This window comes from Novosphingobium profundi (assembly GCF_018491765.1).
In the GTDB taxonomy this organism is placed as follows: domain Bacteria; phylum Pseudomonadota; class Alphaproteobacteria; order Sphingomonadales; family Sphingomonadaceae; genus Novosphingobium; species Novosphingobium profundi.
The window spans coordinates 126,900-152,702 of sequence record NZ_JABWCU010000011.1 but is presented as its reverse complement, the minus strand read 5'-3'; the positions used below and the strand labels follow the sequence as shown (position 1 = coordinate 152,702).

Genomic DNA, 25,803 nt, shown 5'->3' with positions numbered 1-25,803 from the left:
CCCGATACACGCTGTCATGATCAACGTGCATTGTCGGACTATTGAGCACATGTGAAGGAGATAGCCACCTTGCCGCAGACCACGCCGCCCGACTTGCCCAAACCCGATCTTGCCGGCCCCGATCTTGCTGGCCCCGAGCTTGCGGGAATGGTGCGTCTCGAGGGCGGGACCTACTGGATGGGCTCGGACGGGCACTATCCCGAAGAGGCGCCGGCGCACAAAGTCACCGTCGACGGCTTCTGGATCGACGAGACACCGGTGACCAACCGCCAGTTCCGCCGCTTCGTGGAGGAAACCGGCCACGTCACCTTTGCCGAGATCGCGCCCGATCCGGCGGACTACCCCGGCGCTCTGCCCGAAATGCTCTACGCGGCCTCGCTCGTGTTCCAGCCGCCCGAACGTCGGGTTTCGCTCGGCGACATCGGGCAATGGTGGGACTTTCGCCGCGATGCCAACTGGAGACAACCGCTCGGCACCGGCTCGGGAATCGACGATCTCGAGGATCATCCGGTCGTGCACGTCGCCTACGAAGACGCCCTTGCCTATGCCCAATGGGCCGGCAAGGAGCTGCCGACCGAAGCCGAATGGGAATTCGCCGCGCGCGGCGGCCTCGACCGGGCCGAGTATGCCTGGGGCGACGAACTGATTCCCGATGGAATTCCGCTGGCCAATACCTGGCAGGGCGAATTTCCGAACGAGAACACCCTGCTCGATGGATATCTTCGGACGTCTCCCGTCAGCACATACCCTGCCAACCCTTACGGCATCTACGATATGATCGGGAATGTCTGGGAGTGGACGGCCGACTACTACTCGGACAACCACGTGGCCGCGACGGGGGGCAAGCCGTGCTGCGCACCGCGCAATCCGTTGGGCGGTGCGCGCGAGAACAGCTACGACCCCGCGATGCCTCAGATCCGGATACCCCGCAAGGTGCTCAAGGGCGGTTCGCACTTGTGCGCGCCCAACTATTGCTATCGTTACCGCCCGGCGGCACGCCACGCCCAGCCGATCGACACATCGACCAGTCATGTGGGATTTCGCTGCGTCGTCCGCCAAGCCTGACGACGGCGGAAATGCGCACTTTTAAACACTATACTCTAGATTAATTTAGGATTAATATTAATTACTGGTTGCTGTCAGGCAACATTGATGAGAGTAAATTACTGAGAAATTCCGAAACATTTATAATAATAAGAAGCATCGCCCCGTAACCCCTTTGGATCGCACTTCAAACGATGGGGGAACTATGCAATCTGTCGCAACGAAGGCTCTCAACTCCCGGAAAGGCGCCTTGCGCGCCTTCGAGCGGAGATCGGCGGTTTCGGACAAGAAAGGAGAGGCAACTACCCGTCTCAGTGTATTGAAGGCGCGCAACGACGAACGCCGGCAGATCGCACGCGAACTGCACGACGTTACCGCACAGCTCCTTCTCGAACTTCAATTCGAACTTGCCAGTTCGGAGCGCGAAGGCGCAAACTGGTCCGGTGGGAGCGCGCGCGAGATCGTGGCCCGCCTGCAGGAACAGATGCGCTGCCTGACGTACATGCTGCATCCGCCCGAACTCGAGAAATACGGTCTCGACGGTGCGCTCGAGGCACTTTGCCTGGGCATGTCGGCCCGTACGGGGATCGACATCCACTTCAAGTCGCGCGGCTATCGCGACGATCTACCCGCTGAAATGGAGCTCGCCGTCCTACGCATCGCGCAGGAGGCGCTCATGAACGTCTTCAAGCACAGCCATTCCGACCGTGCCGAAGTGCGTCTTCACTGCACCTGCAACTGGCTGTGCCTGCGCGTGCGGGATTTCGGTCTGGGCAACAAGGCGCGCGAAGCGATCGAGTCCGGCCTTGGCGTGGGCCTGCGCGGGATGGCCACGCGCATGACCGAAGTCGGGGGCGAGGTCCGGGTCACTCCGCTGGAACGAAGTCGGGGGCGAGGTCCGGGTCACTCCGCTGGAACAAGGCACGGCGGTCACCGCGATCGTGCGCAGCCCCATCGGTCTGTGCTCCGAACTGAACTGCCCGCCATCATGCCCGAGCCCCTCGAAGCGTTGGGCCTTCAAGGCTCAATGATATTGTTGCGCACCGCGTAACGGACCAGGTCCGCGGTGCTCTTGAGGTCGAGCTTACGCATGGCGGCCGCGCGGTGCGTTTCGACCGTCTTGATCGAGAGATCGAGGATCGCCGCGATTTCCTTGTTGAGCCGCCCTTCCGCGATGAGCTGGACAATCTCCCGCTCACGCGGGGTCAGGGCGGTTGCCGAAGCTTCACGCGCAGCCATCTCGACAAAGCGGTCGAGCAACGTCTGCGAGACGTTCCCCGAAAAATAAGGCCGGCGCACCGAGAGCGCCTCGACCGCGGCCAGCAAGTGCTTGCTCGCCTCGGATTTCAGCAGATACCCACGCGCGCCCGCCGTCAGCAATTCCGCCAGCACATCTTCGCGGTCGTGCATGGTGAAGATCAGGATCTCGGTACGCGGCAGTTCCTTCTTGATCGCCCGGGTCAGTTCAAGCCCGTTCATCATCGGCAGCGAATAGTCGAGGATCGCGATGTCGGGACGAACCGAGCGAATGACCTCGAGCGCTTCGCGGCCGTCCCCCGCCTCGCCCACGACGCGCCAGTCGGGATGCGCCGAGAGCACCGAGCGTACGCCCAGGCGAATGGCCTCGTGATCGTCGGCAAGCACGATGCGGCGAACCGGGCTGCTCATTTCCCCTCCTTGGTCCGAAGGCGGCTCTTGGTGTCGATTGTCATGATGCCATCATGATCGCGCGGCGACCGGACTGCCCATCGGGGCTGCCCCCTATTCGCGCGATGGCGCGCCCTCAAAGCCATGTCTTCTGGTCCCCCACCTAGTAACAAATCCTGAGTCATCGGATTCGCCACCCCAAACTATCGGGTAAACACCTATAGGAACACGGATAAGTCTGAAGAAATGTGACCCCCTCGCACCAGCAGGACTTCGCACGTGGCACAATGGCTTCTGATGGCGCCGATCCCGATCATCGGCCTGGTCCTCTACGGAGGGATGATTCTCGCCGCCGCGCTCGGGTGGTATTTGCGCACCCGCCATGCCCAGCCCGAATCCGACCGCGCCTATGCTGCCGAGGGCTATGTCGTCTCGGCGGTGACGGGGCTGCTAGCGCTGCTGGTCGGGTTCACCTTCGCGCTCGCCATCGATCGCTACGAAACGCGCCGCTCGCTGGTCCTCGACGAATCGAACGCGATCAGCACGGCCTACTTGCGCACCCAGCTCCTGCCCGCCCCGCACCGCGCGCGGATCAGCGAGCTGCTCGCTCAATACACCGCCAATCGCGACGCCCTCGCCCGCCAGCGCATGGGCACCGACCAGAAGCGGCTCCTTGAACGCAGCGACACGCTCGTCATCGATCTGTGGAAGGCGACGCTGGCCGCCTTTCCCACGATCAGCTCCACCGACTTCTCGAGCGCCTACCTCGATTCCATGAACGCGCTGATGGACATGGATTCGGCCCGCCAGCATTCGCGCCGCACGCACGTGCCCGCCGAAGTGTTCCTGCTGCTGCTCATCTACCAGATCATCGCATCCGGGGTTCTGGGATTCGTCATGAGCGCCAGCCGCTCGCGCACGACCTCTGCGCTGCTGCTGCTGCTCTTCGGAGGCTCGCTGATCCTCGTCATCGACATCGACCGGCCGGATTCCGGCGGAATTCGCGAAGACCAGTCCTCGATGGAGCAGGTGCTCACGATGATCCGCGATAACCCTCCGCAAAGTTTCGACAATTTACCCGCGGATTCCCCCGACCAACGCGCAAGTCCGGGGAATTGAAGCGGCCGGGGCAACCTTGCGGTGCAACCGTCCGGGTAGAGGCCGCCCGGCTTTATCCGGCCTTTCCCCGATTGGCGCACACCGGTCCCGCAGGCCATGTTGGAGGCGGGGTCGGACAGGCTCAACGCCACCGGGTTTTGCCGACCCTAACCCCCCGGCTGAACGCGCGACCATCGCGCGATGGCTTCACGGGATCAGCTTATCAGCCGCTCGCAAGAGCCGGCTTGCCGGGCCGTCACGTCCCTCACCCCCCTGTGGCGGTCCGGCACCTCGTTTCGAGCGAGCCCCTCCTCGATGCACACATCGACCGCCCGCGAACACCGGGTTCGCGGGCGGTCACTGCATGCCTGCCCAAAGGCGAGGATCAATCGAGGCTGGCCGAGGCGCCCGACCCGCCCGATCCGTTCGCCGAGGCCGAGGCACTGGCGCCAAGGTTCACGCCATCCGACGATGCCGAACCCTGGCCCGCGCCCGAGCCGCTGCCCGAGGCCGTGCCGAGCGGCGTGTCGGCCGAGCCTTCGCCCGAACCCGAACCGCTACCCGAAGCTTCGGCCCCGCTCACCGCACCGGTCAGCGTGCCCGCGCCGGTCTTCGCCTTCGAACCCGCCTCGGTCAGCGCGCTAGCCGCCGTCGACTTGGCGCCGCTCGCCGCGCCCTCAGCCTTGGAGACGGCCGAACCGGCTGTCGAACCCGCGCTCTCGACCGGGGCAGTGAGTGCCGAGCGCGCACCGGACAAAGCCGATCCCGCCCCGCTTGTGTCGGCCGCCCCACTGCCGGTTCCGGTCAGTGCCAGGCCATCACGCGTCGCCGAGGCGCTGCCATCGGCCGCTCCGGTGACAGAGCTGGTGGCATTCGTCGCGGAAGAACCTGCCGAGCCAAGCGTTCCGGTGAGCGTACCAGCCTGACCGCGCGCCGAGGAGGCCGCGTTACCCGCCGAGGAGGTCAGGTTGCCGGCAGCGCCCTGGGCCTGCGACGCCGCCGAGCCCACGCCTCCCGTCACCGACGAGGCGTCGGGCAGGCTGGCCGAAGGAGTCGAAACCGCGCCATCGGCCTTGCCCGAGCCGCTCCCCTTCGCCGACGAGCGAACCGTACGGGTGGTGCGCGAAACCGTGCCCGAGGCGCTGCCCATCGTGTCGAACGAACTGCCCACGCTGCCCATGGTCCCACCCATCATGCCACCGAGCGAACCGCCCAGGCTGCCGCCAAGACCTCCACCGAGGCCGCCTCCACCCAGAAGCTGAGCATTGGCCACGCCCGGCATGGCGATCAGGGCAAGCGCTGCGGCGGTGCCGAAAAGGGTCGTCTTCATGATCTTTCTCCTTCCAGAGTTTCCAGTGCGCCCTCGCATGAGCAGGTCCTGTGCTCGCCGCGAGGGTCTCTGGTGGAAGGAACGGATCGGCCTTCGAACTTCATCCACGCCGCATCCATTTTTTTCGAAATCTTTTTCGAACGGCCCCCTTCTAGAGGCCCGAACGGCAGATATTGCACAGGATTCCGCGCGCCGTGCCCTTGCCGCCCGTGACCGCTTCGGCATCGAGCGCGTGCAGCGCCGCCGCGGCGTCGAGCCCGCCCGCGCGGCGGGCGGCAAGGCGCGAGGCGACGAGCGGCGCGGCGAAGGACGTGCCGCGCAGGTCGATCCGGCCCTTGCCCGGGACACGGGCCGACAAGTCGGCGCCCGGTGCCGCGTAGTCGAGGTGCGCGGCCCGCCCAGCCTCGATCAGAACGCGTCCCCGCGCATCGACCCCCGTCACCGCAATGACCCCCGCATAGGAAGCCGGGTACGACGGGGGCGAGGCCGCCCCGTCGTTGCCCACCGCGGCGACCACCTGCATGCCCTTCGCCTGGGCCCCACGCACCGCCCGCGCGAGCAGCGGGTTCTGGGGGCCGACCAGGCTGATCGAAACCACCGGCACGCCCTTGGCCTGCATCCAGGCCAGCGCGCGCGCGATCGCCAGCGCGTCCCCGCCCGCCGGGTCGCTCCCGTAAACATCGGCAGAATAGATCCGCGCCGTTCCCGCGCCCGCCAGCAGCGATCCGATCGCCATGGCGTGCTCGTCGGGACGCGGGGCGCCCTTGGCGAACCCTTCCTGCGCGGCCAACCGGTTCGACGCGGTCATCCCGCCATCGATGACCCCCACCCGCCCGCCGCGCGGCAACGCGGCGGGCGCGGCGCTGACCGCCCCGGCCAGCCCCGGCGTCACGCCGGCACGGAAATGGATCTGGTCCGCGCTCACATCGTGATCGGGCAAGGCCTTGCGCAATTGCGCGAGCGCCTCGCCAAGCTTCGTGCCAGCCGGCACCGAGAGGCGCGCATAGCCGATATCGAGCCCGTCGAGCGCGCCCTTCTCGATCAGCGCGAACCCCTTGGTGCGCGCGATCTCCAGCGCGCGGGGATCGGGGTCGAGCAGGAGCACTTCACCGGCGCGCGCCGGGTTATCGGCATCGTCAAGCTCGACACCGGGCGTCGTCTCGACGAACCGCTTGAGGCGTGTCGCCCGAGCATCCTCGAGCTTCTCGACCACGCTGCGCACGGTATCGCGCGTGCCGTTGCCAAGATCGCTGAGGGTCCCGCGCAAGTTCGCGCCGATTCCCCCCAGAGTGTCGCCCAGCGGCCCTGTCGGCAATCCCAGTTGCGCACGTGCCGGCACCGCCAGCGCAAGCAGCAGCAGCGCCGCGCCGATGCGGCGCCAAGGTCGACGTCCAAGTCGATTTCCGGGTTCCCATTTCCTCATGCTCTTGTCCGATAGCAGAAATTCTTGCACTCGTGGATGAAACGCGCAGGCCCATCCGTTTCATCCTCAGGCACGACATTTCGTATGAGCACAACGCACTTCTGCACCGAATTGACCGCGCTGCTGCCGCGCCTGCGGCGCTTTGCGCGCGGTTTGACGCAGGACATCGCCGATGCCGACGACTTGTGCCAGCAAACCGTCGAGCGCGCGCTCAAGTCCCGCCACCAGTGGCAGGATGGCACCCGGCTCGATGCATGGGTATACAGGATCATGCGCAACCAATGGATCGATGAAGTACGCGCCCGGACACGCCGTTCGCAGACATTCGTACACGAGGACGAGGGGCTCAACGTGGGTACCGTTGGCGCGCCTGCGGCCGAGAGCCTCGTTGAACTGGGCAATGTCGAACGGGCACTGGCACGCCTGCCCGAGGAACAGCGCGAAGCCGTAGTCCTCGTCATGGTGGAAGGCTTCGCGTACAAGGAGGCAGCCGAGATTCTGGACATACCCCAAGGCACCCTGACATCGCGGCTGGGGCGCGGACGCGAGGCGCTCCTGAAGGAACTGGGAGAGATCGCATGACCATCAGCACGCAGCAGCTCCTTGCCTATGCGGACGGCGAGCTGGACCCGGCCGAGGCACGCGCGGTGGAACAGGCGCTCGCCGCCGACCCGCTGCTGGCGGCCCGGCTCGAAGCGGAACAGCGCCTGCGCGCCACGCTCAAAGGCCATCTCGACCCCGTCGCGCACGAACCGGTGCCCGATGCGTTGAGCGCGATGATCGCCGCGGCCATGGCCGAAGATGCAGCAGTTCCCGAAAGCCAGGATGAGCCGGCTGCGAACACGGCCAACGCCGCGTCGACGCGCGCCTCGAAGCCCGCCCCTGTGCTCGATTTCGCCGCTGCAAAGGCGCGTCGCGAAGAAGAGCGCAAGGAACGCGCGCGGGCCAAGGCGAAATCCGCCTTCAAGCTGGGCCGCCCCGGCGCGAACGGCCTCAACGGCAAGGCGCCGGTCCGCGGCGGACCGATCTTCGCGCGCCCCGGGCTCGCCGCCGGACTGGCCGCCTCGCTGGTGTTGGGGCTGATGATCGGGACCAGCCTCGACCTCGGCCGCTTCGCCACGCCCGACGCCGACGTGGTCGAGCAGGACGGCCGATTGCTGGCCTCGGGCGATCTCGCCAAGGGCCTCCAGACCCAGCTGGCGTCGAACCAGGGCGAGGATGCCGCGCTGCGCATCCTGACCAGCTTTCGCAACGAGGCGGGGCAGTTCTGCCGCGTCTATTCGGATAGCGCCAGCGCGGGCATTGCCTGCAACGCCTCGGGCGACTGGGTGCTCGAGCGCACGATGGCGCAAGTGCCCACACATGGCGCCTCACCGGCATACCGGCAGGCAGGATCGGCCGAGGCAGAGCTGATGCAGGCCGCACAAGGCATGGCGCAAGGCGATGCTCTCGATGCCGAGGCGGAGCGCAAGGCCCTCTCCGAAGGCTGGCGCGCACCGGAGAACTAATCCCCGAGCCTGGCGGCAAAGCGAGACCGGCCCCCGGCTGAATAGCCCAAGGACCGGCCTCGCCCCTCGTCCACTCCCCGGGCCGAGCTTTGTACGGGCCGGTGGCTACAAGGGATTGATTACCAATCTATTTCGAGATTCTTTCCGCAATGCATTGCAGCGAAATCTCGTCTTGCCGAAGCGCGCCGTCGGCAGGGCGCTCCATTGCTGCGCCGATCAGGAGCAGCGCCGGACCATCGCCGAGCGCGGTGCGCGCGGCGAGCGCAAGCAGGTCGAGACGCGTGTGGAAATGGCGCTCCTCGGGCAGGCTGGCGTTCTCCACCAGCGCGACCGGAGTGGAGGCCGGAAGCCCCGCTTCGATCAACCGCGCCGAAAGGGACGCCGCCGCCGCCTTGCCCATGTAGACCGCCAGGGTCGCCTCGGGATCGGCGAGCCGCTTCCAATCCAGATCGAGTTCCTCCCCGGCCCGCGCGTGGGCGGTCACGAAGGTCAGCTTGCGAGCGAGGCCGCGCAAGGTGAGCGAATTCCCCAGCCCGGCCGCCGCCGCACTCGCCGCGGTGACGCCGGGGCAAACGCGCACCGCAACGCCCGCACCGCGGCACGCCGCCAGTTCCTCGGTCGAACGTCCGAAGATCGACGGATCGCCGCCTTTCAATCGCACCACCCGCTCGCCCGCCAGCGCCGCCTCGACGATGAGCGCGTCAATCGTCTTCTGCTCCTTGGAATGGCGTCCCGATCGCTTGCCGACGTAGACCATCCGACACCCGCGCGCGGCCAGCTCGAGCACGCCCGGCCCCACCAGCGCATCGTGGAAGATCACACTCGCCGACGCGATCAGGCGCTCGGCCTTGCGGGTGAGCAATTCGGGATCGCCCGGCCCTGCACCGACCAACCAGACCGTGCCCTCGGGGAAATCGTCGTGATGGCCCAGCGGGCCCGAACTCCGTGTCATTACGCAGGCTCCCTTGCACTGGTGGAACAGGTGGCAAGCAGTTTGGAAATAGCGGGGCGGCACGATCCGCAATTGGTGCCCGCGCGCGTGCAGGTGCCGATCTCGGCCACGCTGCCCGCACCCGCGCTGGCCGCCTCGAGCACATCCTTCTCACCCACCCCGTGGCAGACGCAGACGATCGCGCCCCGATCGGGGGCGGGCGTGCTGGGGCGCGCGGCCAGCACTTCGCTGGCGCTCGCCGCGTCTAGACCGAGTTGCCCCGCAACCCACCCGCGCGGCGGCAAGGTGCCCGAGCGCGTGACGTAAGCCGCCGCCAGGAGCTCCCCGCCCTCGCCGCGCACCGCGACCCGGCGCATCCCGCGCGCGAGATCGGCCACTTCGAGCTTCTCGCCTTCGGGCAGCAGCGCATCAAGGTCGACAGCTCCGGCACCGGCAAGTTCGTAAAGCCAACCCGCCTCCACCCGCGACCGCGTCCAGTAGAGCAGGCCTTCGGGCGCAATCACGTCGCCGCGCAGCAGGAAGGCCTGCCAGTCGGGCGTGACCGGTTCGAGCCGGGCCGCACCGTTCTTGAAGGCGGGTTGCCCCGAATGCGGGTCAACCTTCTGCGCCGAAAGCCGGTTGGCGCGCCCCCCCGCGCTCATCGCGTCGGCCCAATGCATCGGCACGCAGATCTCGCCGGGACGCTGCCCTTCGCTCACGGCCACGCGGAACACCGCAGCGCCCTGCCGGGTCAAGACCCGTGCGAGAGCGCCATCGGCCAGGCCAAGGCGCGTGGCGTCTTGGGGATGCACCTCGACCAACGGTTCGGGACGATGCTGCGAAAGGCGGGGCGAAAGCCCGGTTCGCGTCATCGTATGCCATTGGTCGCGGTAGCGTGAGGTGTTGAGGGTAAGGGGAAAGGCCGGGCTCGCCGCCTTGGCCGCCGGACGCACCCGCACCAGTCGCGCCTTGCCCGAAGCGCGCGGGAAATGCCAGGCGAGCGGGCGCTCGCCGCCCCACTGGAACGGCTCGAGTGCGTCGTATCCGGCGTCCGTGATATCGGCCCAGGCCGTCAGGTCGAGGCGCTTGCCGCGCGCGGCTGCAAGCCCGGTCATCTGCGCGTACTCGCGGAAGACCGAGGCTGCATCGGGCCAGTCGAACGCGTGCTCCCACCCCATGCGTGCGGCGACGCCCGCGATGATGCGCCAATCCGCCCGGACGTCGCCCGGGCTCTCGAACAGGCGGCGCTGGCGCGAAATGCAGCGCTCCGAATTGGTGACGGTACCGTTCTTTTCGCCCCAGGCCTCGGCGGGCAGGAGAATGTCGGCGAAGCGCCCGGTATCGGTGTGCGCGATCACATCCGAGACAACCACCGTCGGGCAGCGTTCGAGCGCTTCGCGCACGAAATCGCTGTCGGGCATCGAAACCGCAGGGTTGGTCGCCATGACCCACAGGAATTTGATCTCCCCGGCGTGTACGGCACGGAACATGTCCACCGCCTTGAGGCCGGGCCCCGCGCAGACCTGCGGTGCCTTCCAGAACGCGGCGACCTCGCGCCGCTCCTCCTCGGAAAAGCCAAGGTGACACGCCAGTGTGCTGGCCAGCCCGCCCACCTCGCGCCCGCCCATTGCATTGGGCTGGCCGGTCAGGCTGAACGGCCCCGCCCCGATCCGGTTGATGCGGCCGGTCGCGAGATGCAGGTTGATGATCGCATTGCCCTTGTCGGTCCCGCATGCGGACTGGTTGGCCCCTTGCGAGAACAGCGTGACCATGCGCGGGTGCGCCGCGACAAGCGTGCACAGCGCCTCGAACACCTCGGGCGCAACGCCGGGATCGCCATCGAGCCCGTCCCAGAAGTCCGCGTCAACCTCGACCCGACCCGACAGGAAGGCGGTATCGAGCAGTCCCAGCGCGCGCAGCCGCCCGAGCAGGGCATTGAACAACGCGATGTCCCCGTCGGGCGCGACCGGGACGTGCAGGTCGGCCTGTTCGGCGGTTTCGGTGCGACGAGGATCGATGACGACGATCTTGGTGCCCCGCCGCTCGCGGGCCTTTTCGATGCGCTGCCAGATCACCGGGTGGCACCAGGCGGTGTTCGAACCCACCAGCACGATGAGATCCGCCGCATCGAGGTCCTCGTACGAACAGGGAACCACGTCCTCTCCGAAGGCGCGCGTATAGGCGGCCACCGCGCTTGCCATGCACAGACGCGAATTGGTGTCGATATTGGCCGTGCCGACGAAGCCCTTCATCAGCTTGTTGGCGGCGTAATAGTCCTCGGTGAGCAACTGGCCCGAGACGTAGAAGGCCACGCTTTGCGGGCCGTGGCGCGCAATGCAGGCCTGCAGGCGCGAGGCCACTTCACCAAGCGCCTGGTCCCAGTCGGCCCGTACGCCGTCCACCATCGGATGGAGCAGCCGCCCTTCGAGGCCGACCGTCTCGCCAAGATGCGTTCCCTTGGAACACAGGCGCCCCGCGTTGGCCGGGTGGCGGGTATCGCCGGAGATGGACACCCCCCGTCCCCCGTCCCCGGCGACCTCGGCGGAGATGCCGCATCCCACGCCGCAATAGGCGCATGTCGTGCGGATCGCGTTCATGGTGTTCAAGCCGCCTGGGGGGACGATTGCGCGGCGGCCGCCACGGCTGAACGCAACAGGTAGATGCGTCCCGCATCCAGCTTGAGCGGGATCGTCGGCACGCACCCCTCGTCACCGCCCAGCGCCCGGCCGCTGCGCAGCGAGATGTTCCAGCTGTGCAAGGGGCAGGTCACCACATCGCCATGGACGATGCCCTGGCTGAGCGGCCCGCGCTTGTGCGGACAGGCGTTGACGATCGCGAAGAACTCGCCGCCCAGCGTGCGGAAGATCGCCAGTTCCTCGGCACCTTCGACCGGAAGCGTGCGCGCGGTTCCCGCCTCGATCTGATCGATGGGGCCGATATCGAGCCAGTCGCCGTACATCATGCGTTCTCCAGATCGGGGGTCGGTTGGCCAAGGCGCACGGTGGCCAGGTGCTGGTGCAGGTCCGCGCGTTCGCCAGCCGCGCGCTTGGCCCAGGGGTCATCCTGCATGAACGTCTGCGAGTAGCGGAATCGCGCCGCGTACTGGCGCACCGCCGCAGGATCGGCGAGCGCGCGCTGGACGTGTTCGAGGCCGACGCGCTCGATCCACGGCGCGGTGCGTTCCAGATAGCGCGCCTCTTCGCGGTAGAGCTGGATGAAGGCGGCGCACATCTCCATGGCCTCCTCTTCGGTGGCGACCTTGCACAAGAGGTCGGTCGCGCGCACCTTGATGCCGCCATTCCCACCCACGTGCAGCTCGTAGCCGCTGTCGACGCACACCACTCCGAAGTCCTTGATCGTCGCCTCGGCGCAGTTGCGCGGGCAGCCCGAGACCGCGATCTTGAACTTGTGCGGCATCCAGCTGCCCCAGGTCATGCGCTCGATCTTGACGCCGAGCCCGGTCGAATCCTGCGTGCCGAAGCGGCACCATTCCGAACCGACACAGGTCTTCACCGTGCGCAGGGACTTGCCATAGGCGTGGCCCGAAACCATGCCCGCGGCGTTGAGGTCCGCCCAGACCGCGGGCAGGTCCTCCTTCTTGATCCCGAAGATGTCGAGGCGCTGCCCGCCGGTCACCTTGACCATCGGCGCATCGTACTTTTCCACGACATCGGCGATCGCGCGCAGTTCGCGCGGATTGGTGAGCCCGCCCCACATGCGCGGGACGACCGAATAGGTACCGTCCTTCTGGATGTTGGCGTGGAGGCGCTCGTTGACGAAGCGGCTCTTCTGATCATCGACGTACGCGCCGGGCAAGGCGCAGAGCAGGTAGTAGTTGAGAGCCGGGCGGCACGAGGCGCAGCCGTCGGGCGTCGACCAGTGCAGTTCCTGCATGACGTGCGGGATGCTCTTGAGGTTCTTCTCCAGGATCAGCGCGCGCACGTCGTCGTGGGTGAAGCTGGTGCACTTGCACATGGTCGCCGGACCACTCTCGACTTCGCCGCCGAGCGTGATGGCCAGCAGGCTTTCGACCAGCCCCGTGCACGAGCCGCACGAAGCCGAGGCCTTGCAGCCGGTCCGCACGGCATCCAGCGAATGCGCGCCGCCCTCGATACAGGAAACCACCTGGCCCTTGGAAACGCCGTTGCACCCGCAGATCTCGGCATCGGCCGAGAGGGCTGCAACGGCCGCGTTAGGGTCCGCCAGCGCACCCCCGGACGCGAAGGCCTGGCCGAAGATCAGCGCCTCGCGGATGTCCGAGACATCCTCGCCCTTGCGCAGGAGATCGAAGTACCACGAGCCATCGGCGGTATCACCGTAAAGAACCGCGCCCACGAGCCGGCCCTCCTTGACGATGACGCGCTTGTAGATGCCGCGCGCCGCATCACGCAGGACGATGTCTTCACAGCCCTCGCCGCCCGAAAAGTCCCCGGCCGAAAACAGGTCGATGCCCGAAACCTTGAGCTTGGTCGACGTGACCGAACCCGCATAGCCGCTGGGCTGCCCCGTCGCATGATCGGCGAGCGCGCGGCACATCTCCCACAGCGGCGCGACGAGGCCGTAGCACAGTCCCCGGTGCTGAACGCATTCGCCCACCGAGAGCACGTCGGGATCCGAGGTGACCATGTGGTCGTCGACGAGGATGCCGCGTTCGACCTCGAGCCCGGCGTCCCTGGCAAGGCCCGTCGCCGGCCGGATGCCGACTGCCATGACCACGATGTCGGCGGGAATCTCGGTGCCGTCCTCGAGGAGGACGCCCGTAACCTTGCCGTCCTTGCCGAGCACCTCCTTGGTGTTCGCGCCGGTCAGGATGGTCTGGCCGCGACGTTCGAGCTCGCTGCGCAGCAGGAAGCCCGCCGCCTCGTCGAGCTGGCGCTCCATCAGCGTGGGCATGAGGTGGATGACGGTGACCTTCATGCCGCGCAAGGTCAGGCCGTGGGCCGCTTCGAGCCCGAGCAGCCCGCCACCGATGACCACGGCCGAGCCCCCCTTGCCCGCCGCGGCCAGCATCCTGTCGACGTCGTCGAGGTCGCGGAAGGTGACCACCCCATCCAGATCCTTGCCCGGAACGGGAATGATGAAGGGATCGGAACCGGTGGCGATCAGCAATGTGTCGTAAGGCTCGATGCGACCCGAGGCGGCGACGACGCTGCGGGTGTCCCGATCGATACGCTCGACCCGGTCCCCCGACACCAGGGTGATGCCGTTCTCGGCGTACCACTCGGGCGTGTTGATGACGATTTCATCGAAGGTCTTCTCGCCGGCGAGGACGGGCGAGAGCATGATGCGGTTGTAGTTCACGCGCGGCTCGGCGCCGAAGATGGTGATCTCATAGCGGTCCGCATCGCGCGCCAGGATTTCCTCGACCGCGCGGCAACCGGCCATGCCGTTTCCGATCACGACGAGCTTTTCCCTTTGCCCCTTGGACGGGCCCTCGGGCTTGAGGTTCACAGGTGCATTCACGTCGATGCCTCCGTTCACGACGCGCACGCGAAAAAACCGCCTCGAACCAAACCCTTTGGTGGGTTGGTACGGGCGGCTTCGTTGCCACGCGTTGTCAGAATGATGGCGAGGCGCTTAAGATCGTCCAACTGCGGACGGCGCGTTCTCGCTTGGATGAGTTTTAACTGATTCGGTACGTAATCGGCAAGTGAAATCGTGCCGTCCAGGTATTGCGCGACGGCTTTTCGGCAAGCCGTCGCGGCGCGGAGCCCATTTCGAGCCCCGCAAGCCATTCAGAACGCGAAGCCCAGCTGCACCCAGACCTTCTCGGTATCGGTGCCGAAGCTCTGCGCGTTGTAATTCGCGTACTTCAGCAGGATCGCGTAGTTCGAAACCTTGAATCCCAGGCTCGCGTCCCACTCGTGGCCATAGTCGATCTGCCCATAATCGCTGTCGAATTCATGATAGATCACCGCCGCGTTGAGCCCCTTGAGCGGCCCGGCGTTGCCCAGCGCCTTGGACAGGCCGCCGTAGTAATCCTGGATGCCCGCGTTCGGCGTCGTCAGGAACAGGTCCGCCCAGCCGTTGAAGGCGTGCGCAGTCGCCATCGGGGTCTGGAAGGCGGCCAGGCCATGGTCGCTGCCGAGTTGCTCGTACCCCCCCTTGAGGCCGAAGCCGGCCAGCGCGATGCCCAGTTCGCCGTTGAGGTAGTCGGTCGCATAGTCGCTCGGGTTTGCGCCGTAATCGCTCTGGCGCGCGTAGCGCAACTTGAAGTCGATCTTCGTCTTCGCGCCGAGCGGGATCGCCCCTGTCGCGATCGCGCCATACGTCTGGCTCGATAGGGCCAGGCGCGTGTCGTAGTCGAGCAGATAGGCGAAGCCCTTGAGGCTCACACCCGCGACCTTGACCCCGCCCTCGAGCAGGACAAAATCGCCGTCCCAGTACTTGTTCGGACTGTCGGCCCCGAAGATCGAGCGCTGCGAGATCGAGTAGCTGGCGTCGAGCAGGACCGGCCCCAGCGTTCCTTGCGCGCGCACCGCGTCGAACGTCTGTTCGTTCTGGCGCCAGCCGATGTTACCCACGAAACGCGCATCGTCGTGAATGATGCGCTGGCGACCTACGGTGATCGAGCCCGCCTTGCCCTTGTAGCCCACCTGGAGACGGTTCACTTCCACGTTCTGCGGGTCGGCGACGGTCGAATAGGGTTCGGCGCCGAGGTAGCCATGATTGCCGGGAATGGTGTCGTTGTAATGGTCGACGAGCGCCAGCGTGCTTTCCGCCTCGCCCAGCACCGAGAAGCCGTGCACGTTGATTTCCGCGCCCGCGCGAAGGCGCAGCGTCAGCGCGTCGGCGTCAAGATCAAGGTCGTCCTGGTCGACGTGCTCGTAGCGCAGGACCCCCTCGACGATCGGGTCGATCGTCACGCCCTCGCTCACCGTGACGGGATCACCCGCCTTGGCGAACGCGGGCGCCGATAAGGCAAGGGCCGCGGCTCCGGCCGCCAATGCCGCGATAGAATGTACGGTCTTCATCGTCGTTCACCTCCGATGGCGCCCCACCCCCAAGCAGGCACGCCGATTGCTTCCACAAACGGGTCAAAAGCAGAAAATCGAAGGCAGACGTCCTTGCCCGCCCGAGAGACGCCGGCGCCTGGCGACCTGGCCGTCCCGTGCAGCGCTTCGGATGACGAGCCCCCTTGCCCGTCCCCCGCCCCTCATGAGCGCGCGCCTGGTCCCGCGTGCGGAACCCTGATGTGTCTCCCGGAGCCAGCCCCCCGGCTCCGGGAGTTTTCCCAGACCGCCGTTGCGGTTCTGGTCGTCACGCGGCCTTGGCTGCGGGACCGTGATCGTATTCGGCGAGGAAGTGCAGAACTTCCTGGCGGTATTCGTAGAATTTGGGATCCTCAAGCAATGCCTTGCGGTCACGCGGGCGCGGCAGGTCGACCTTGAGCACCTTGCCGATCGTGGCGCGCGGGCCGTTGGTCATCATCACCACGCGGTCGGCCAGCAGGATCGCCTCGTCGACGTCGTGGGTGACCATGATCGCGGTCACCTTGGTGCGGTTCCAGGTTTCGACCAGCACGTCCTGCAGGTCCCAGCGGGTAAGGCTGTCGAGCATCCCGAAAGGCTCGTCGAGCAGCAGCAGACGCGGGGACAACGCGAAGGCGCGCGCGATGCCGACGCGCTGGCGCATGCCGTTCGACATCTCGGCGGCCATCTTGTCCATCGCATCGCCCAGCCCCACCCGTTCGAGGTAGTAATCGACGATGTCGCGGCGCTCGGCCTTGCTGGCGTGGGGATAGACGCGTTCGACGCCAAGCGACACGTTCTGGCGTGCGGTCAGCCAGGGCATCAGGCTCGGCGCCTGGAATACAACCGCCTTGTCGGGCCCTGCTCCCGTGATCTCGCGGTTGTCGAGGACAATGCCCCCCGCGCTGATCGCATTGAGCCCCGCCGCCATCGTCAGCACCGTCGACTTGCCGCAGCCCGAGTGCCCGATGAGCGAGACGAACTCGCCCCGGTTCATGATCAGGTTGAAGTCCTCGACCACGGTCAGCGGGCCCTTGGGCGTGGGGTAGACCTTGTGCAGCTTGAAGAACTCGAGATAGCGGTTCTCGACCGCCGACTGGCCGGCCTCGACATAGGCCTTGGGCAGCTCGACCTCCGCCTTCGGCTCTTCGCCCCTGGCGTAGAGGTCGATGGGGACCACTTCGGGCAGCGCGACGCGGCTCTCGCCCACGCTCGAGCCCGCATCGTTGAGCTGACCCAGATAGCCCACGATCTCGCGGCGCAGGGCCTGGAAATGCACGTCGTCGTTGACCGCCTCGCGCTCGCGCGGGCGCGGCACGTCGACGGTGAACAGCCGACCGATGCGCGCGCCCGGCGCCGGGGTCAGGACCGCGACACGGTCGGCCAGCAGCAAAGCCTCGTCGACGTCGTTGGTGACGAGAATGATCGTGCGCTTCTCCTCCTTGCGGATGCGCTCGATCTCGTCCTGCAATTTCGCTCGGGTGAGCGCGTCGAGTGCGGACAGTGGTTCGTCGAGCAGGAGGATCTCGGGCTCCATGGCCAGCGCGCGGGCCACCGAGACACGCTGGCGCATGCCCCCCGAAAGCTGCGCCGGCTTGCGGTCCATCGCGTGGCCGAGCCCGACGAGTTCGACCTTCTGGCGCACCAGTGCGGCGCGCTCGGCCCTGCTTCGGTCCTTGTGCACGGCATCGACCGCCAGCGCGACGTTCTTCTCCACCGTCAGCCAGGGGAACAGAGAGTAGGACTGGAACACCAGCCCCCGGTCCTTGCCCGGCCCGTCGATCGGCGCGCCATGCAGAAGGATGTCTCCGGCGTCGGGCTCGACCAGCCCGGCGATGGTGGAAATGAGCGTGGTCTTGCCCGCGCCGGAGAACCCGAGGATGGCGATGAATTCGCCCTCCTCGACATCGAGGTCGATGCCATCAAGAACGTTCGTCACGGACCCGGTCTGGCCGGTGTAGGACTTGCGCACACCCGAGAGCGAGAGGATCGTACCCATGGCATTCCTTCCTTTTAAGTCAGGTGGTTGGCGTGGTCAGATGGCGTGATTGCGGCCGACGAGGTTCTGGAGCGTCATCATCAGGCGGTCGAGCAGGAAGCCGATCAGGCCGATCACGATGACCGCGAACATGATGCGCGCCAGGCTCTGCGAGGATCCGTTCTGGAACTCGTCCCACACGAACTTGCCAAGGCCCGGGTTCTGCGCAAGCATTTCCGCCGCGATCAGCACCATCCAGCCCACGCCCAGCGAAAGACGCATGCCGGTGAAGATGTAGGGCAGCGAGGACGGCAGGACGAGCTTGGTCAGCTTCTGGAAGGTGCCCAGCTTGAGCACGCGCCCCACGTTCAGCAGGTCCTTGTCGATCGAGGCCGTGCCCACGGCGGTGTTGATCAGCGTCGGCCACAGCGAACACAGCGTCACCACGATCGCCGAGATCACGAAGCTCTTGGCCAGCATCGGGTCGGCGCTGGTGATCGTGGCCGAGACGACCATGGTCACGATCGGCAGCCAGGCCAGCGGGCTCACCGGCTTCATGATCTGCACCAGCGGATTGATCGCGGCGTTGAACAGCGGCGAGAGACCGGCGGCAAGGCCGATCGGCACCGCGACGACGGTCGCCAGGACGAAGCCGAGCGCGACCGTTTCGAGCGAGGTCACCACCTGGTCGAGGAAGGTCGGCGGCCCGGCATAGTCGAAGGCCATGGTCTGGGTGCCGGCCGCGATGCGCGCGTCCTGCGCCGCGTAGAAGTCGGCCTTGGCCACGTTCGAGGCCTGCCATTCATGGAACAGCGCCCCGCCCTGCTCGGCCACTTCGACCGGCCCCGGAAGCGCGCCGAGCGAGGTGTCGACCATCGGTGCGAGAGCCGCCCACAGACCCAGGAACACCGCCACCCCCAGGATCGGTGCAAGGATGGCCTTGCCGCGCCGCGCCAGGAATGCCTGGAAAGCTCCCGGCGTTCCTGCCGCCTGAACGGACGGGAGGGCCATCTCGCGGTCCGAGGATGTGGTGGGTTGGGTCGCCATGGAAATCTCCTTGCGGGCGGTCGGTTCGCGGGCCTCGGTCAGAGGCTTGGCGGGTGCATAGGCAGTTGCCATCGTTTTCCTCCTGGAGGCGCGAGGCGCCCGTGTCAGTTGCCGGTCACCCCCGAGGCGGTGACCTTCTGCCCCTTCTTGAGGCCGATCTTGAACTTGGCGAGATAGGCATTGGGCTGACGACCGTCGTAGGTGACCCCGTCGATGAAGCCCGACTGCTCGCCGCGGAACCCGTCGGTTTCGGGAACGTCGTCGGCATGGATCGTGCCCTTCTCGACGAGCTGCTTGGCCGCGGCGAGATAGAGGTCGGGGCGATAGACCGCCTTGGCCTGATCGAAGTACCACTGGTCGTCGTGGTCGGCCGGGATCTGGCCCCAGCGGCGCATCTGGGTGAGATACCAGATCGCGTCCGAATAATAGGGATAGCCCGCGAATTTGTCGAAGAAGATGTTGAAGCCGGGGGCGTCGCGGGTGTCGCCGGGTTCGAAGGTGAACTTGCCGGTCATCGAGGCCGCGATCACCGAGGCATCCGCCCCCACGTAGTTCGGCTTGGCCAGGATCGCGACGGCCTCCTTGCGGTTCTTGCCGCCGTCCGCGTCGAGCCATTGCTGCGCACGGATGATCGCGCGCAGGAGGGCCGCCGTCGTGCCGGGATATTTCGCGGCGAAGTCCTTGCGCAGCGAGAAGACCTTCTCGGGATTGTCGTGCCAGATCTCGTCGTCGGTGACGATCGGCACGCCGATCTTCTTCTGGACGGCGGCCTGGTTCCACGGTTCGCCCACGCAGTACCCCTCGATCGTGCCCGCCTCGAGCGTGGCGGGCATCTGGGGCGGCGGGGTCACCGAAAGCTGCACGTCGGCGAGCGTCGTCCCCTTGATGTCGCCGGGGGTGTAGTAGCCCGGGTTGAGGCCGCCGGCCGCGAGCCAGTAGCGCAGCTCGTAGTTATGGGTGGAGACCGGAAAGACCATGCCCATCGTGAAGGGCTTGCCCTGCTGCTTGAAGTTCTCGACCACCGGCTGGAGCACCGCGGCCGAGATCGGATGGACCGGTTTGCCGTCGGCCGTGCGCTGCAGCTTGCCCTTCACCATGTCCCACACGCGGTTCGAGACGGTGATCGCGTTGCCGTTGAGATCGAGGCTGAGCGGGGCGATCAGCTCGGCGCGGGTGCCGTAGCCGATCGTCGCCGCAATCGGCTGGCCCGCCAGCATGTGCGCGCCGTCAAGCTGGCCGCCGATCACACCGTCGAGCAGGACCTTCCAGTTCGCCTGCGGCTCGAGCGTGACGTTGAGGCCTTCCTCGGCAAAGAAGCCTTTCTCCTTGGCAATGGCCAGCGGGGCCATGTCGGTGAGCTTGATGAAGCCGAGCTTGAGCACCGGCTTCTCCACCGCGCCGCCGATCGCGGCGGCCTTCACATCCGACTGCGCCGGGGCATCACCCTTCCCACCCCCGCAGCCCGCGAGAGCGACGCTGGCCAACAGCGCGCCGACCACGGCCCGCCTCGAAAAACCGGAATGTACGGACTTTGTCATCGAACCAACCCCCAAGTCGAGACGCGCAAACGCAAAAAACCGCCACGGCGAAAGTCCGGGAAAGGACTACGACGAGGCGGCTACGGTGCCACGAATGTAAGAAATTTCAGACCAGCATGGATAGGTACCCATCCTTGGGAACCCGCCGGTGACTGCAATTAACTTGTAAGCGATTCGCACGAATTGCAGCAAGTCCTTTTTTGCGCGGATGCGAAATAGCCCTTCACGGCAATTGCGCAAGATAGCCCTGAACGTCTTGCGGATCGAACACCAGGCCGTCAAAAAAGGCGTTCGATTCCAGTGTAATGAGGCCCTGCTGCGTTCCCACCACGGTAGGGCCGGCAAGGCTCCCCTCGACCTTGGAACTGGCGCCGGGAAGCGGCTCTCCCGTCCCCAGCAAGGCAGCGCGGTAGATGTCGGGACGGAACACCCGGGCGGCCTTCCCGGCGTCCTCACGCGCATAGTCGAGCCCGTCCCAGCGCACCATCTGGGTGTAGAGCCATTCGGCCTGGCTGACCCAGGGAAAGTTCGCCGCCTCGCGGTACTGGAACATGAAATCGGGATAGTGGATCATGGCTCCGCCGCGCGCGATCAGCAACTGGTCGGCGATCGCGCGGCGGATCAATTCGGGCGCGCCATCGAGGTATTCACTGCGCGCGAGAATGGCCGCGTTGGTTTCCCAGTTGACCGGATCGACAAAGTGGGCCGCCGCCCGGCACAGCGCACGGATAAGCCGCAGCACGGCCTCGCGCTTCTCCTCGAGGACGGGCTCACGCATGGCCAGGACCTTCTCGACCCCGCGCCGCCAGATCTGCGAGGTCGACAGGACGATCTCGCCCGCCCCCTTCTCCACCGCGACGCTGTTCCACGGCTCACCGACACAGATGCCGTCGACTTCGCCCAGTTCGAGCGCCTCGGCGCAAAACGGCGGCGCCACGGTGCGTATCTCGACGTCCTGGTCGGGCCGGATCCCGCAAGCCGCCAACCAGTAGCGCAACATGTAGTTATGGCTCGAATACCGATGCACCACGCCGAAGGTCAGCGGCTTGCCCGCGTTCGCGCGTGCGAGCGCAATGGTCCGCAGCGCTTCGCCAACCTTCCGGGGATCGCCCAGGCCATGCCCCTCGCCGCAGACCTCCCGCGCCAATCCCGGGGCCAGCGTGATCGCATTGCCGTTCAGCCCCAGCACGAAAGGCGCGACGAGCGGCTGCGCCGGCCGGCCGCGCCCCAGCGTCGTGGCGATCGCCAGCGGGGCGATCAGGTGCGCGGCGTCGCTGTGTCCGTAGAGCAGCCGGTCGAGCACGGTCGCCCAGCTCATGTCCTTGACCAGACGCAGCGAGAGCCCTTCCTCTTCGGCAAAGCCATGCTCGCGCGCGAGGATCGGCAGGCAGGCGTCTACCAGGGGCAGGAAGCCGATCGTCAGTTCCACAGTCACTACAAGACCCCCTCGCTCGGTCCGCGTCGCCCGTTCATGCGCCACCCATCAGTTGGTGGGCCGTGACGACGGCCTCGGCAATGTTCACGATGCGCTTGCCCTGGTCCATCGCCGCCTTGCGCAACTCGGCATAGGCCTTGGGTTCGGGCAACCCCTTGCTCTCCATGAGGATACGCTTCGCCTTGTCGACCAGTTCGCGCTCGGCCAGCTTTCCACGCGCTTCGGCGAGGTCGTTCTGAAGTCGCGCGAAGGCGTTGAAACGCGTGATCGCAAGATCGAGGATCGGCCTAATCCGCCCCGCCGACAGCCCGTCCACGACATAGGAGGAGACCCCGGCTTCGACCGAGGCGACGATCGATTCGTCGTCGGCCTCGTCGACGAACATCGCGATCGGGCGCGCCAGCGCGCGGCTCACCGCGAAGTATTCCTCGAGCATGTCGCGCGAGGGATTGCCCAGGTTCATGAGCACGATGTCGGGATCGATCGCCGCCATGCGCGCCAGCATGCCGCGACGCTCGGTGATCACGATCAGCTCGCAATCCTCCAGCGTGGACAGGCCTTCTTCCATGATGGAGGCGCGCGCCGCGCTCTCATCGACAATCGCGATACGCATTGCGCTGTTGTGCACTGCACCATTGACCCAATGCAATCGCTAATTTGCCCGGACAGCCCCGCCTTGCGCACCCTCCCCGTCAGCCGATGTGCGCACGGCTCTTCATGAGCGGCTGAATGCGCGTACCGAACGCATCCACCCCGGCGAGGAAATCGTCGAAGGTCAGCAGAACCCCACCGGTTCCCGGCACCTCGGCCATCTCGTCGAGCATGCGCGCGACGCTCTCGTAGCTGCCCACAAGCGTACCCATGTTGATGTTGACCGCCCCTTCGGGCGCGGCCAGTTGGCGCACGTTGGTATCGGTGTTGACAGTGTCCTTTGCCCCCTGGTCGGCAAGCCAGGAGATCGCATCCACATCGACGCCCTCGTTGTAGAGCTGCCACTTGGCCAAGGCTTCCTCGTCGGTCTCGGCCGCGATCACCATGACCAGCACGAACATCGAGACCTCGCGCCCGGTCTCGGCGGTGAAGCGCGCGAGGCGTTCGTTGTTGAAAGCGAAGGCGGTGGGCGTATTGACCCCCTTGCCGAGGCAAAACGCGTAGTCTGCCCATTTCGCCGAGAAGGCGAGGCCGGCATCGGAAGACCCCGCGCAGATGATCTTCATCTCGGCACCGGGCTGCGGGCGCACCAGGCAATCGTCCATCCGGTAGTAGTCACCCTTGAAGTCGCTGCGCCCGGTGTTCCACAAGTCGCGCAGAACCCGGGCGTATTCGCCGAGCATTTCGTAGCGGTTGCGGAAGTGCTCGTCGCCCGGCCAGAGGCCCATCTGGGTGTACTCGGGCGGCTGCCAGCCGGTGACGAGGTTCACGCCGAAGCGGCCATGGCTGATCGAATCGATCGTTACCCCCATGCGCGCGGCGAAGGCGGGCGGCAGGATCAGCGTGGGCGCGGTGGCGTAGAGCTTGATCCGCTCGGTGACCGAGGCCAGCCCGGCCATCAGGGTGAAGCTTTCGAGGCCATATTCCCAGAACTCGGTCTTGCCGCCGAACCCGCGCAGCTTGATCATCGAGAGCAGGAAGTCGAGCCCGTGCGCCTCGGCCTTGAGCGCGATCTCCTTGTTGAGATCGAAGCTCGGCTTGTACTGTGGCGCGGTTTCGGAAATCAGCCAGCCGTTGTTGTTGATGGGAATGAAGACACCGACCTGCATTACGGACTAACTCCTCAGGTAATCGAGCACATAGCGGTTGAAGAGCGGCGCGTCGGTAACGTTGCAGGCGTGGCCGCCCCAGGCGAAGCTGTCCACCTTGGCGTGCGGCACGTAGCCCGCCAGGTCGAGCGCGGTGACGTAGGGCACGAGGAAATCGTCGCGCGTCGCAATCACCAGCAGACTGGAAAGCGCCGCGAGCCCCTCCGGATCGGGCCGGTAGGCCTGCACCGCCGCGATCCGCCGGACCATCGCCTCGACGCCGGGAAACACGGCCCGGTGATGCGCCAGTTCGGCCTTGAGGTGTTCGTCGTGGCTGGCGATCCAGTCGGGCGGATAGAGGAACAGCGGCTGCGCCTCGAGGAAGGCGTCCACGCCCGCGCCATGGAGCAGCGCCAGCCGCGCGGCAAAGCAGCGCCGGGTGTGGGGCGAGAGCGTGCGCCAGCCGTTGACGACCACCAGCTTTTCGATGCGCCCGGTGGTGATCGCCGTCTCGATCCCGATCGCCCCGCCAAGCGCGTGGCCGATGAAATGCGCAGCTTCGATCCCGAGCGCGTCCATCAGCGCGACGACATCGCGGGCCATCGCTTCCACGCTCTCGTCCGCGCGCGGGGTCCGATCGCTTCGCCCGGTGCCGCGATGGTCGTACGTCACCACCCGGAAATGCTCGGCCAGCGCCGGAACATTGGGCGCCCAATAGCCGCCTGCGCCGCCGAGCCCGCTCGAGAGGATAAGTGCCGGCGCTTCCGCCTCGCCATACTCCTCGAACCAGAGCCCTGCGGTCTCAGGCAATGTGCGCAACCGAGGCGATCTCGACGAGCAAGTCGGGCTTCACCAGATCGGCACGGATGCAGTAGCGCGCCGGTTTCGCGCCCGGAAAATACTCCGCGTAGACCGCGTTGAAGGCAGCATAATCGTCGAGGTCTTTGAGGAAGATGTGGTTCATCGCGACATCCTCGAGAGTCGCGCCCGCCGCTTCGAGCGTCACCTTGATCACGTCGAGCACGTGGCGCGTCTGCGCCGCCGCATCGCCGACGTGGAGCACGCTGCCCCCCTCGCCCAGCGCCAGCACGCCCGAGACGTAGACCGTGTTGCCCGCCTTTGCGCCCGCCGAATAAGGCGCGATGGGCGTCGGAAACTGGGGTGGATTGATCGCTTCGAACGGCATGGGGTCTCCCTTGATTGGGCCAACGGTGTCAGGCGGGTGGCAGTTGCCCCACCGCTGTCCGGAAATCGGCGCAGGTGCTCACCCAGCCGAAGAATTTCTCGATGTTGTAGAGGCTGGCCTCGCGGATGAAATCGGGGCCAAGATGGTGCACCGCATCCTCGAGCACGATGCCAAAGTACTCGAGGTGGAAGCCGTCGCGCAGCGTCGATTCGACGCAGACATTGGTGGCGATGCCCGTGAAGATCAGTGTGCGGATGCCGCGCTCGCGCAGCACCGCGTCGAGCTGCGAATTGAAGAAGGCGGAGTAGCGCGGCTTGTGGACCCGGATGTCGCCCGGCTTCGGGGTCAACGCCTCCACCAGTTCATAGTCCCACCCCCCGCGCGCGAGGAATTTGCCGGCGAGTTCCGGCCGCGCGCGCATGGTCTTCAAGGCATTGGACTTGTGGTAGTTGGGCGAGAGCGGCGTGCCGGCCTCGGCGTAGTCGGGATCCCAGCCGTTCTGGAGGAAGACGACCGGCATGCCCGCGCCGCGCGCGATGTCGAGGACCTCGGCGACATGCCCGATCACCCCGGCCGCGGGCCCCACATCGAACCCGGCCTCGTCGACATAGCCGCCTTTCGAGGCATAGGCGTTCTGCATGTCGACAACGATCACCGCCGTCGTCGCGGCATCGATGCGCAAGGGTTCGGGGCGGGCGGGCAGCACCACCGAGGGAGCGGAGCGCTGCGGGACGGGATCGACGATCGGACCACTCATCCCGTGGAGTATCAAGCAGGCTCGCCCCACAATCAAGGACGCAATTCAAGGCCCTGGATCGTGGCTGCGTATGGCGGGAGGGGGCTGATCATCCCCCCTCCTGAACAAGCGCCTCGACGCGGCACGGCCCCTGATGCAGGCTGGCACGGCAGCCCGAGGCGAGTTCATGCG

At 66.4% G+C, this 25,803-nt stretch carries 22 protein-coding genes; 5 read left to right on the top strand and 17 right to left on the bottom strand.

What is annotated here, in order from left to right; translation table 11 throughout:
• Positions 1 to 147 precede the first annotated feature (147 nt).
• Both HT136_RS14105 and HT136_RS14100 read left to right on the top strand, forming a co-directional pair.
• Complete coding sequence (locus tag HT136_RS14105; protein ID WP_214200495.1) at positions 148 to 1,065, top strand: formylglycine-generating enzyme family protein; 918 nt, start codon at positions 148 to 150, stop codon at positions 1,063 to 1,065.
• A gap of 184 nt (positions 1,066 to 1,249) precedes the next feature.
• The gene (locus HT136_RS14100) at positions 1,250 to 2,095 is read left to right on the top strand and encodes a sensor histidine kinase (protein WP_214200433.1); all 846 of its coding nucleotides are present in this window, start codon (positions 1,250 to 1,252) and stop codon (positions 2,093 to 2,095) included.
• Here HT136_RS14100 and HT136_RS14095 read toward each other — a convergent pair.
• Positions 2,062 to 2,712, bottom strand: a complete 651-nt coding sequence (locus HT136_RS14095) for a response regulator (protein WP_214200432.1) — start codon at positions 2,710 to 2,712, stop codon at positions 2,062 to 2,064. The two genes, HT136_RS14100 and HT136_RS14095, sit on opposite strands and share 34 nt — an antisense overlap.
• A gap of 258 nt (positions 2,713 to 2,970) precedes the next feature.
• On the opposite strand from HT136_RS14095, the gene HT136_RS14090 reads away from it, so the two are divergent.
• Positions 2,971 to 3,810, top strand: a complete 840-nt coding sequence (locus HT136_RS14090; RefSeq protein ID WP_214200431.1) for a bestrophin-like domain — start codon at positions 2,971 to 2,973, stop codon at positions 3,808 to 3,810.
• Positions 3,811 to 4,174: 364 nt separating this feature from the next.
• On the opposite strand, the gene HT136_RS14085 is transcribed toward HT136_RS14090, so the two are convergent.
• Positions 4,175 to 5,119, bottom strand: coding sequence for a hypothetical protein (locus HT136_RS14085; protein ID WP_214200430.1), 945 nt, complete (start codon positions 5,117 to 5,119; stop codon positions 4,175 to 4,177).
• Positions 5,120 to 5,270: 151 nt separating this feature from the next.
• Complete coding sequence (locus HT136_RS14080; protein WP_214200429.1) at positions 5,271 to 6,542, bottom strand: S8 family serine peptidase; 1,272 nt, start codon at positions 6,540 to 6,542, stop codon at positions 5,271 to 5,273.
• Between the two features lie 84 nt (positions 6,543 to 6,626).
• On the opposite strand from HT136_RS14080, the gene HT136_RS14075 reads away from it, so the two are divergent.
• Both HT136_RS14075 and HT136_RS14070 read left to right on the top strand, forming a co-directional pair.
• Positions 6,627 to 7,124, top strand: a complete 498-nt coding sequence (locus HT136_RS14075) for a sigma-70 family RNA polymerase sigma factor (protein WP_214200428.1) — start codon at positions 6,627 to 6,629, stop codon at positions 7,122 to 7,124.
• Complete coding sequence (locus tag HT136_RS14070) at positions 7,121 to 8,050, top strand: zf-HC2 domain-containing protein (protein WP_214200427.1); 930 nt, start codon at positions 7,121 to 7,123, stop codon at positions 8,048 to 8,050. Before HT136_RS14075 ends, HT136_RS14070 begins: the two co-directional genes overlap by 4 nt.
• Positions 8,051 to 8,177: 127 nt before the next feature.
• Here the strand turns inward: HT136_RS14070 and cobA are convergent, their stop codons facing one another.
• The 14 genes from cobA to rutB form a co-directional block, all read right to left on the bottom strand.
• Positions 8,178 to 9,002, bottom strand: a complete 825-nt coding sequence (cobA, locus tag HT136_RS14065; protein WP_214200426.1) for a uroporphyrinogen-III C-methyltransferase — start codon at positions 9,000 to 9,002, stop codon at positions 8,178 to 8,180.
• Positions 9,002 to 11,578, bottom strand: coding sequence for a nitrate reductase (locus tag HT136_RS14060; protein ID WP_214200425.1), 2,577 nt, complete (start codon positions 11,576 to 11,578; stop codon positions 9,002 to 9,004). The genes cobA and HT136_RS14060 overlap by 1 nt, the downstream gene beginning before the upstream one ends.
• A gap of 5 nt (positions 11,579 to 11,583) precedes the next feature.
• Complete coding sequence (nirD, locus tag HT136_RS14055; protein WP_214200494.1) at positions 11,584 to 11,940, bottom strand: nitrite reductase small subunit NirD; 357 nt, start codon at positions 11,938 to 11,940, stop codon at positions 11,584 to 11,586.
• Positions 11,940 to 14,444: a nitrite reductase large subunit NirB gene (gene nirB / locus HT136_RS14050; RefSeq protein ID WP_214200424.1), complete on the bottom strand. Its 2,505-nt coding sequence runs from the start codon at positions 14,442 to 14,444 to the stop codon at positions 11,940 to 11,942. The genes nirD and nirB overlap by 1 nt, the downstream gene beginning before the upstream one ends.
• Before the next feature lie 272 nt (positions 14,445 to 14,716).
• Positions 14,717 to 15,955 carry an alginate export family protein gene (locus tag HT136_RS14045; protein ID WP_214200423.1) on the bottom strand — a complete coding sequence of 413 codons (1,239 nt, stop codon included), beginning with the start codon at positions 15,953 to 15,955 and terminating at the stop codon, positions 14,717 to 14,719.
• A gap of 286 nt (positions 15,956 to 16,241) precedes the next feature.
• Positions 16,242 to 17,951, bottom strand: a complete 1,710-nt coding sequence (locus tag HT136_RS14040) for an ABC transporter ATP-binding protein (protein ID WP_214200422.1) — start codon at positions 17,949 to 17,951, stop codon at positions 16,242 to 16,244.
• 36 nt (positions 17,952 to 17,987) lie between these two features.
• Positions 17,988 to 19,049, bottom strand: coding sequence for an ABC transporter permease (locus HT136_RS14035; RefSeq protein ID WP_246543704.1), 1,062 nt, complete (start codon positions 19,047 to 19,049; stop codon positions 17,988 to 17,990).
• 32 nt (positions 19,050 to 19,081) lie between these two features.
• Complete coding sequence (locus tag HT136_RS14030) at positions 19,082 to 20,515, bottom strand: CmpA/NrtA family ABC transporter substrate-binding protein (protein ID WP_214200421.1); 1,434 nt, start codon at positions 20,513 to 20,515, stop codon at positions 19,082 to 19,084.
• 223 nt (positions 20,516 to 20,738) lie between these two features.
• Positions 20,739 to 21,950, bottom strand: a complete 1,212-nt coding sequence (locus HT136_RS14025; protein ID WP_214200420.1) for an ABC transporter substrate-binding protein — start codon at positions 21,948 to 21,950, stop codon at positions 20,739 to 20,741.
• 34 nt (positions 21,951 to 21,984) lie between these two features.
• Entirely contained in the window at positions 21,985 to 22,563 is a 579-nt protein-coding gene (locus HT136_RS14020) for an ANTAR domain-containing response regulator (RefSeq protein WP_214200419.1), read from the bottom strand.
• A gap of 79 nt (positions 22,564 to 22,642) precedes the next feature.
• Positions 22,643 to 23,710 carry a pyrimidine utilization protein A gene (rutA, locus tag HT136_RS14015; RefSeq protein ID WP_214200418.1) on the bottom strand — a complete coding sequence of 356 codons (1,068 nt, stop codon included), beginning with the start codon at positions 23,708 to 23,710 and terminating at the stop codon, positions 22,643 to 22,645.
• Positions 23,711 to 23,716: 6 nt separating this feature from the next.
• Positions 23,717 to 24,499 (bottom strand): pyrimidine utilization protein D, encoded by a 783-nt coding sequence (gene rutD / locus HT136_RS14010; RefSeq protein ID WP_214200417.1) that lies wholly within the window; start codon positions 24,497 to 24,499, stop codon positions 23,717 to 23,719.
• Positions 24,492 to 24,875, bottom strand: coding sequence for a pyrimidine utilization protein C (gene rutC / locus HT136_RS14005; RefSeq protein WP_214200416.1), 384 nt, complete (start codon positions 24,873 to 24,875; stop codon positions 24,492 to 24,494). The genes rutD and rutC overlap by 8 nt, the downstream gene beginning before the upstream one ends.
• Before the next feature lie 28 nt (positions 24,876 to 24,903).
• The gene (rutB, locus tag HT136_RS14000; RefSeq protein ID WP_214200415.1) at positions 24,904 to 25,632 is read right to left on the bottom strand and encodes a pyrimidine utilization protein B; all 729 of its coding nucleotides are present in this window, start codon (positions 25,630 to 25,632) and stop codon (positions 24,904 to 24,906) included.
• Between the last annotated feature and the right edge of the window lie 171 nt (positions 25,633 to 25,803).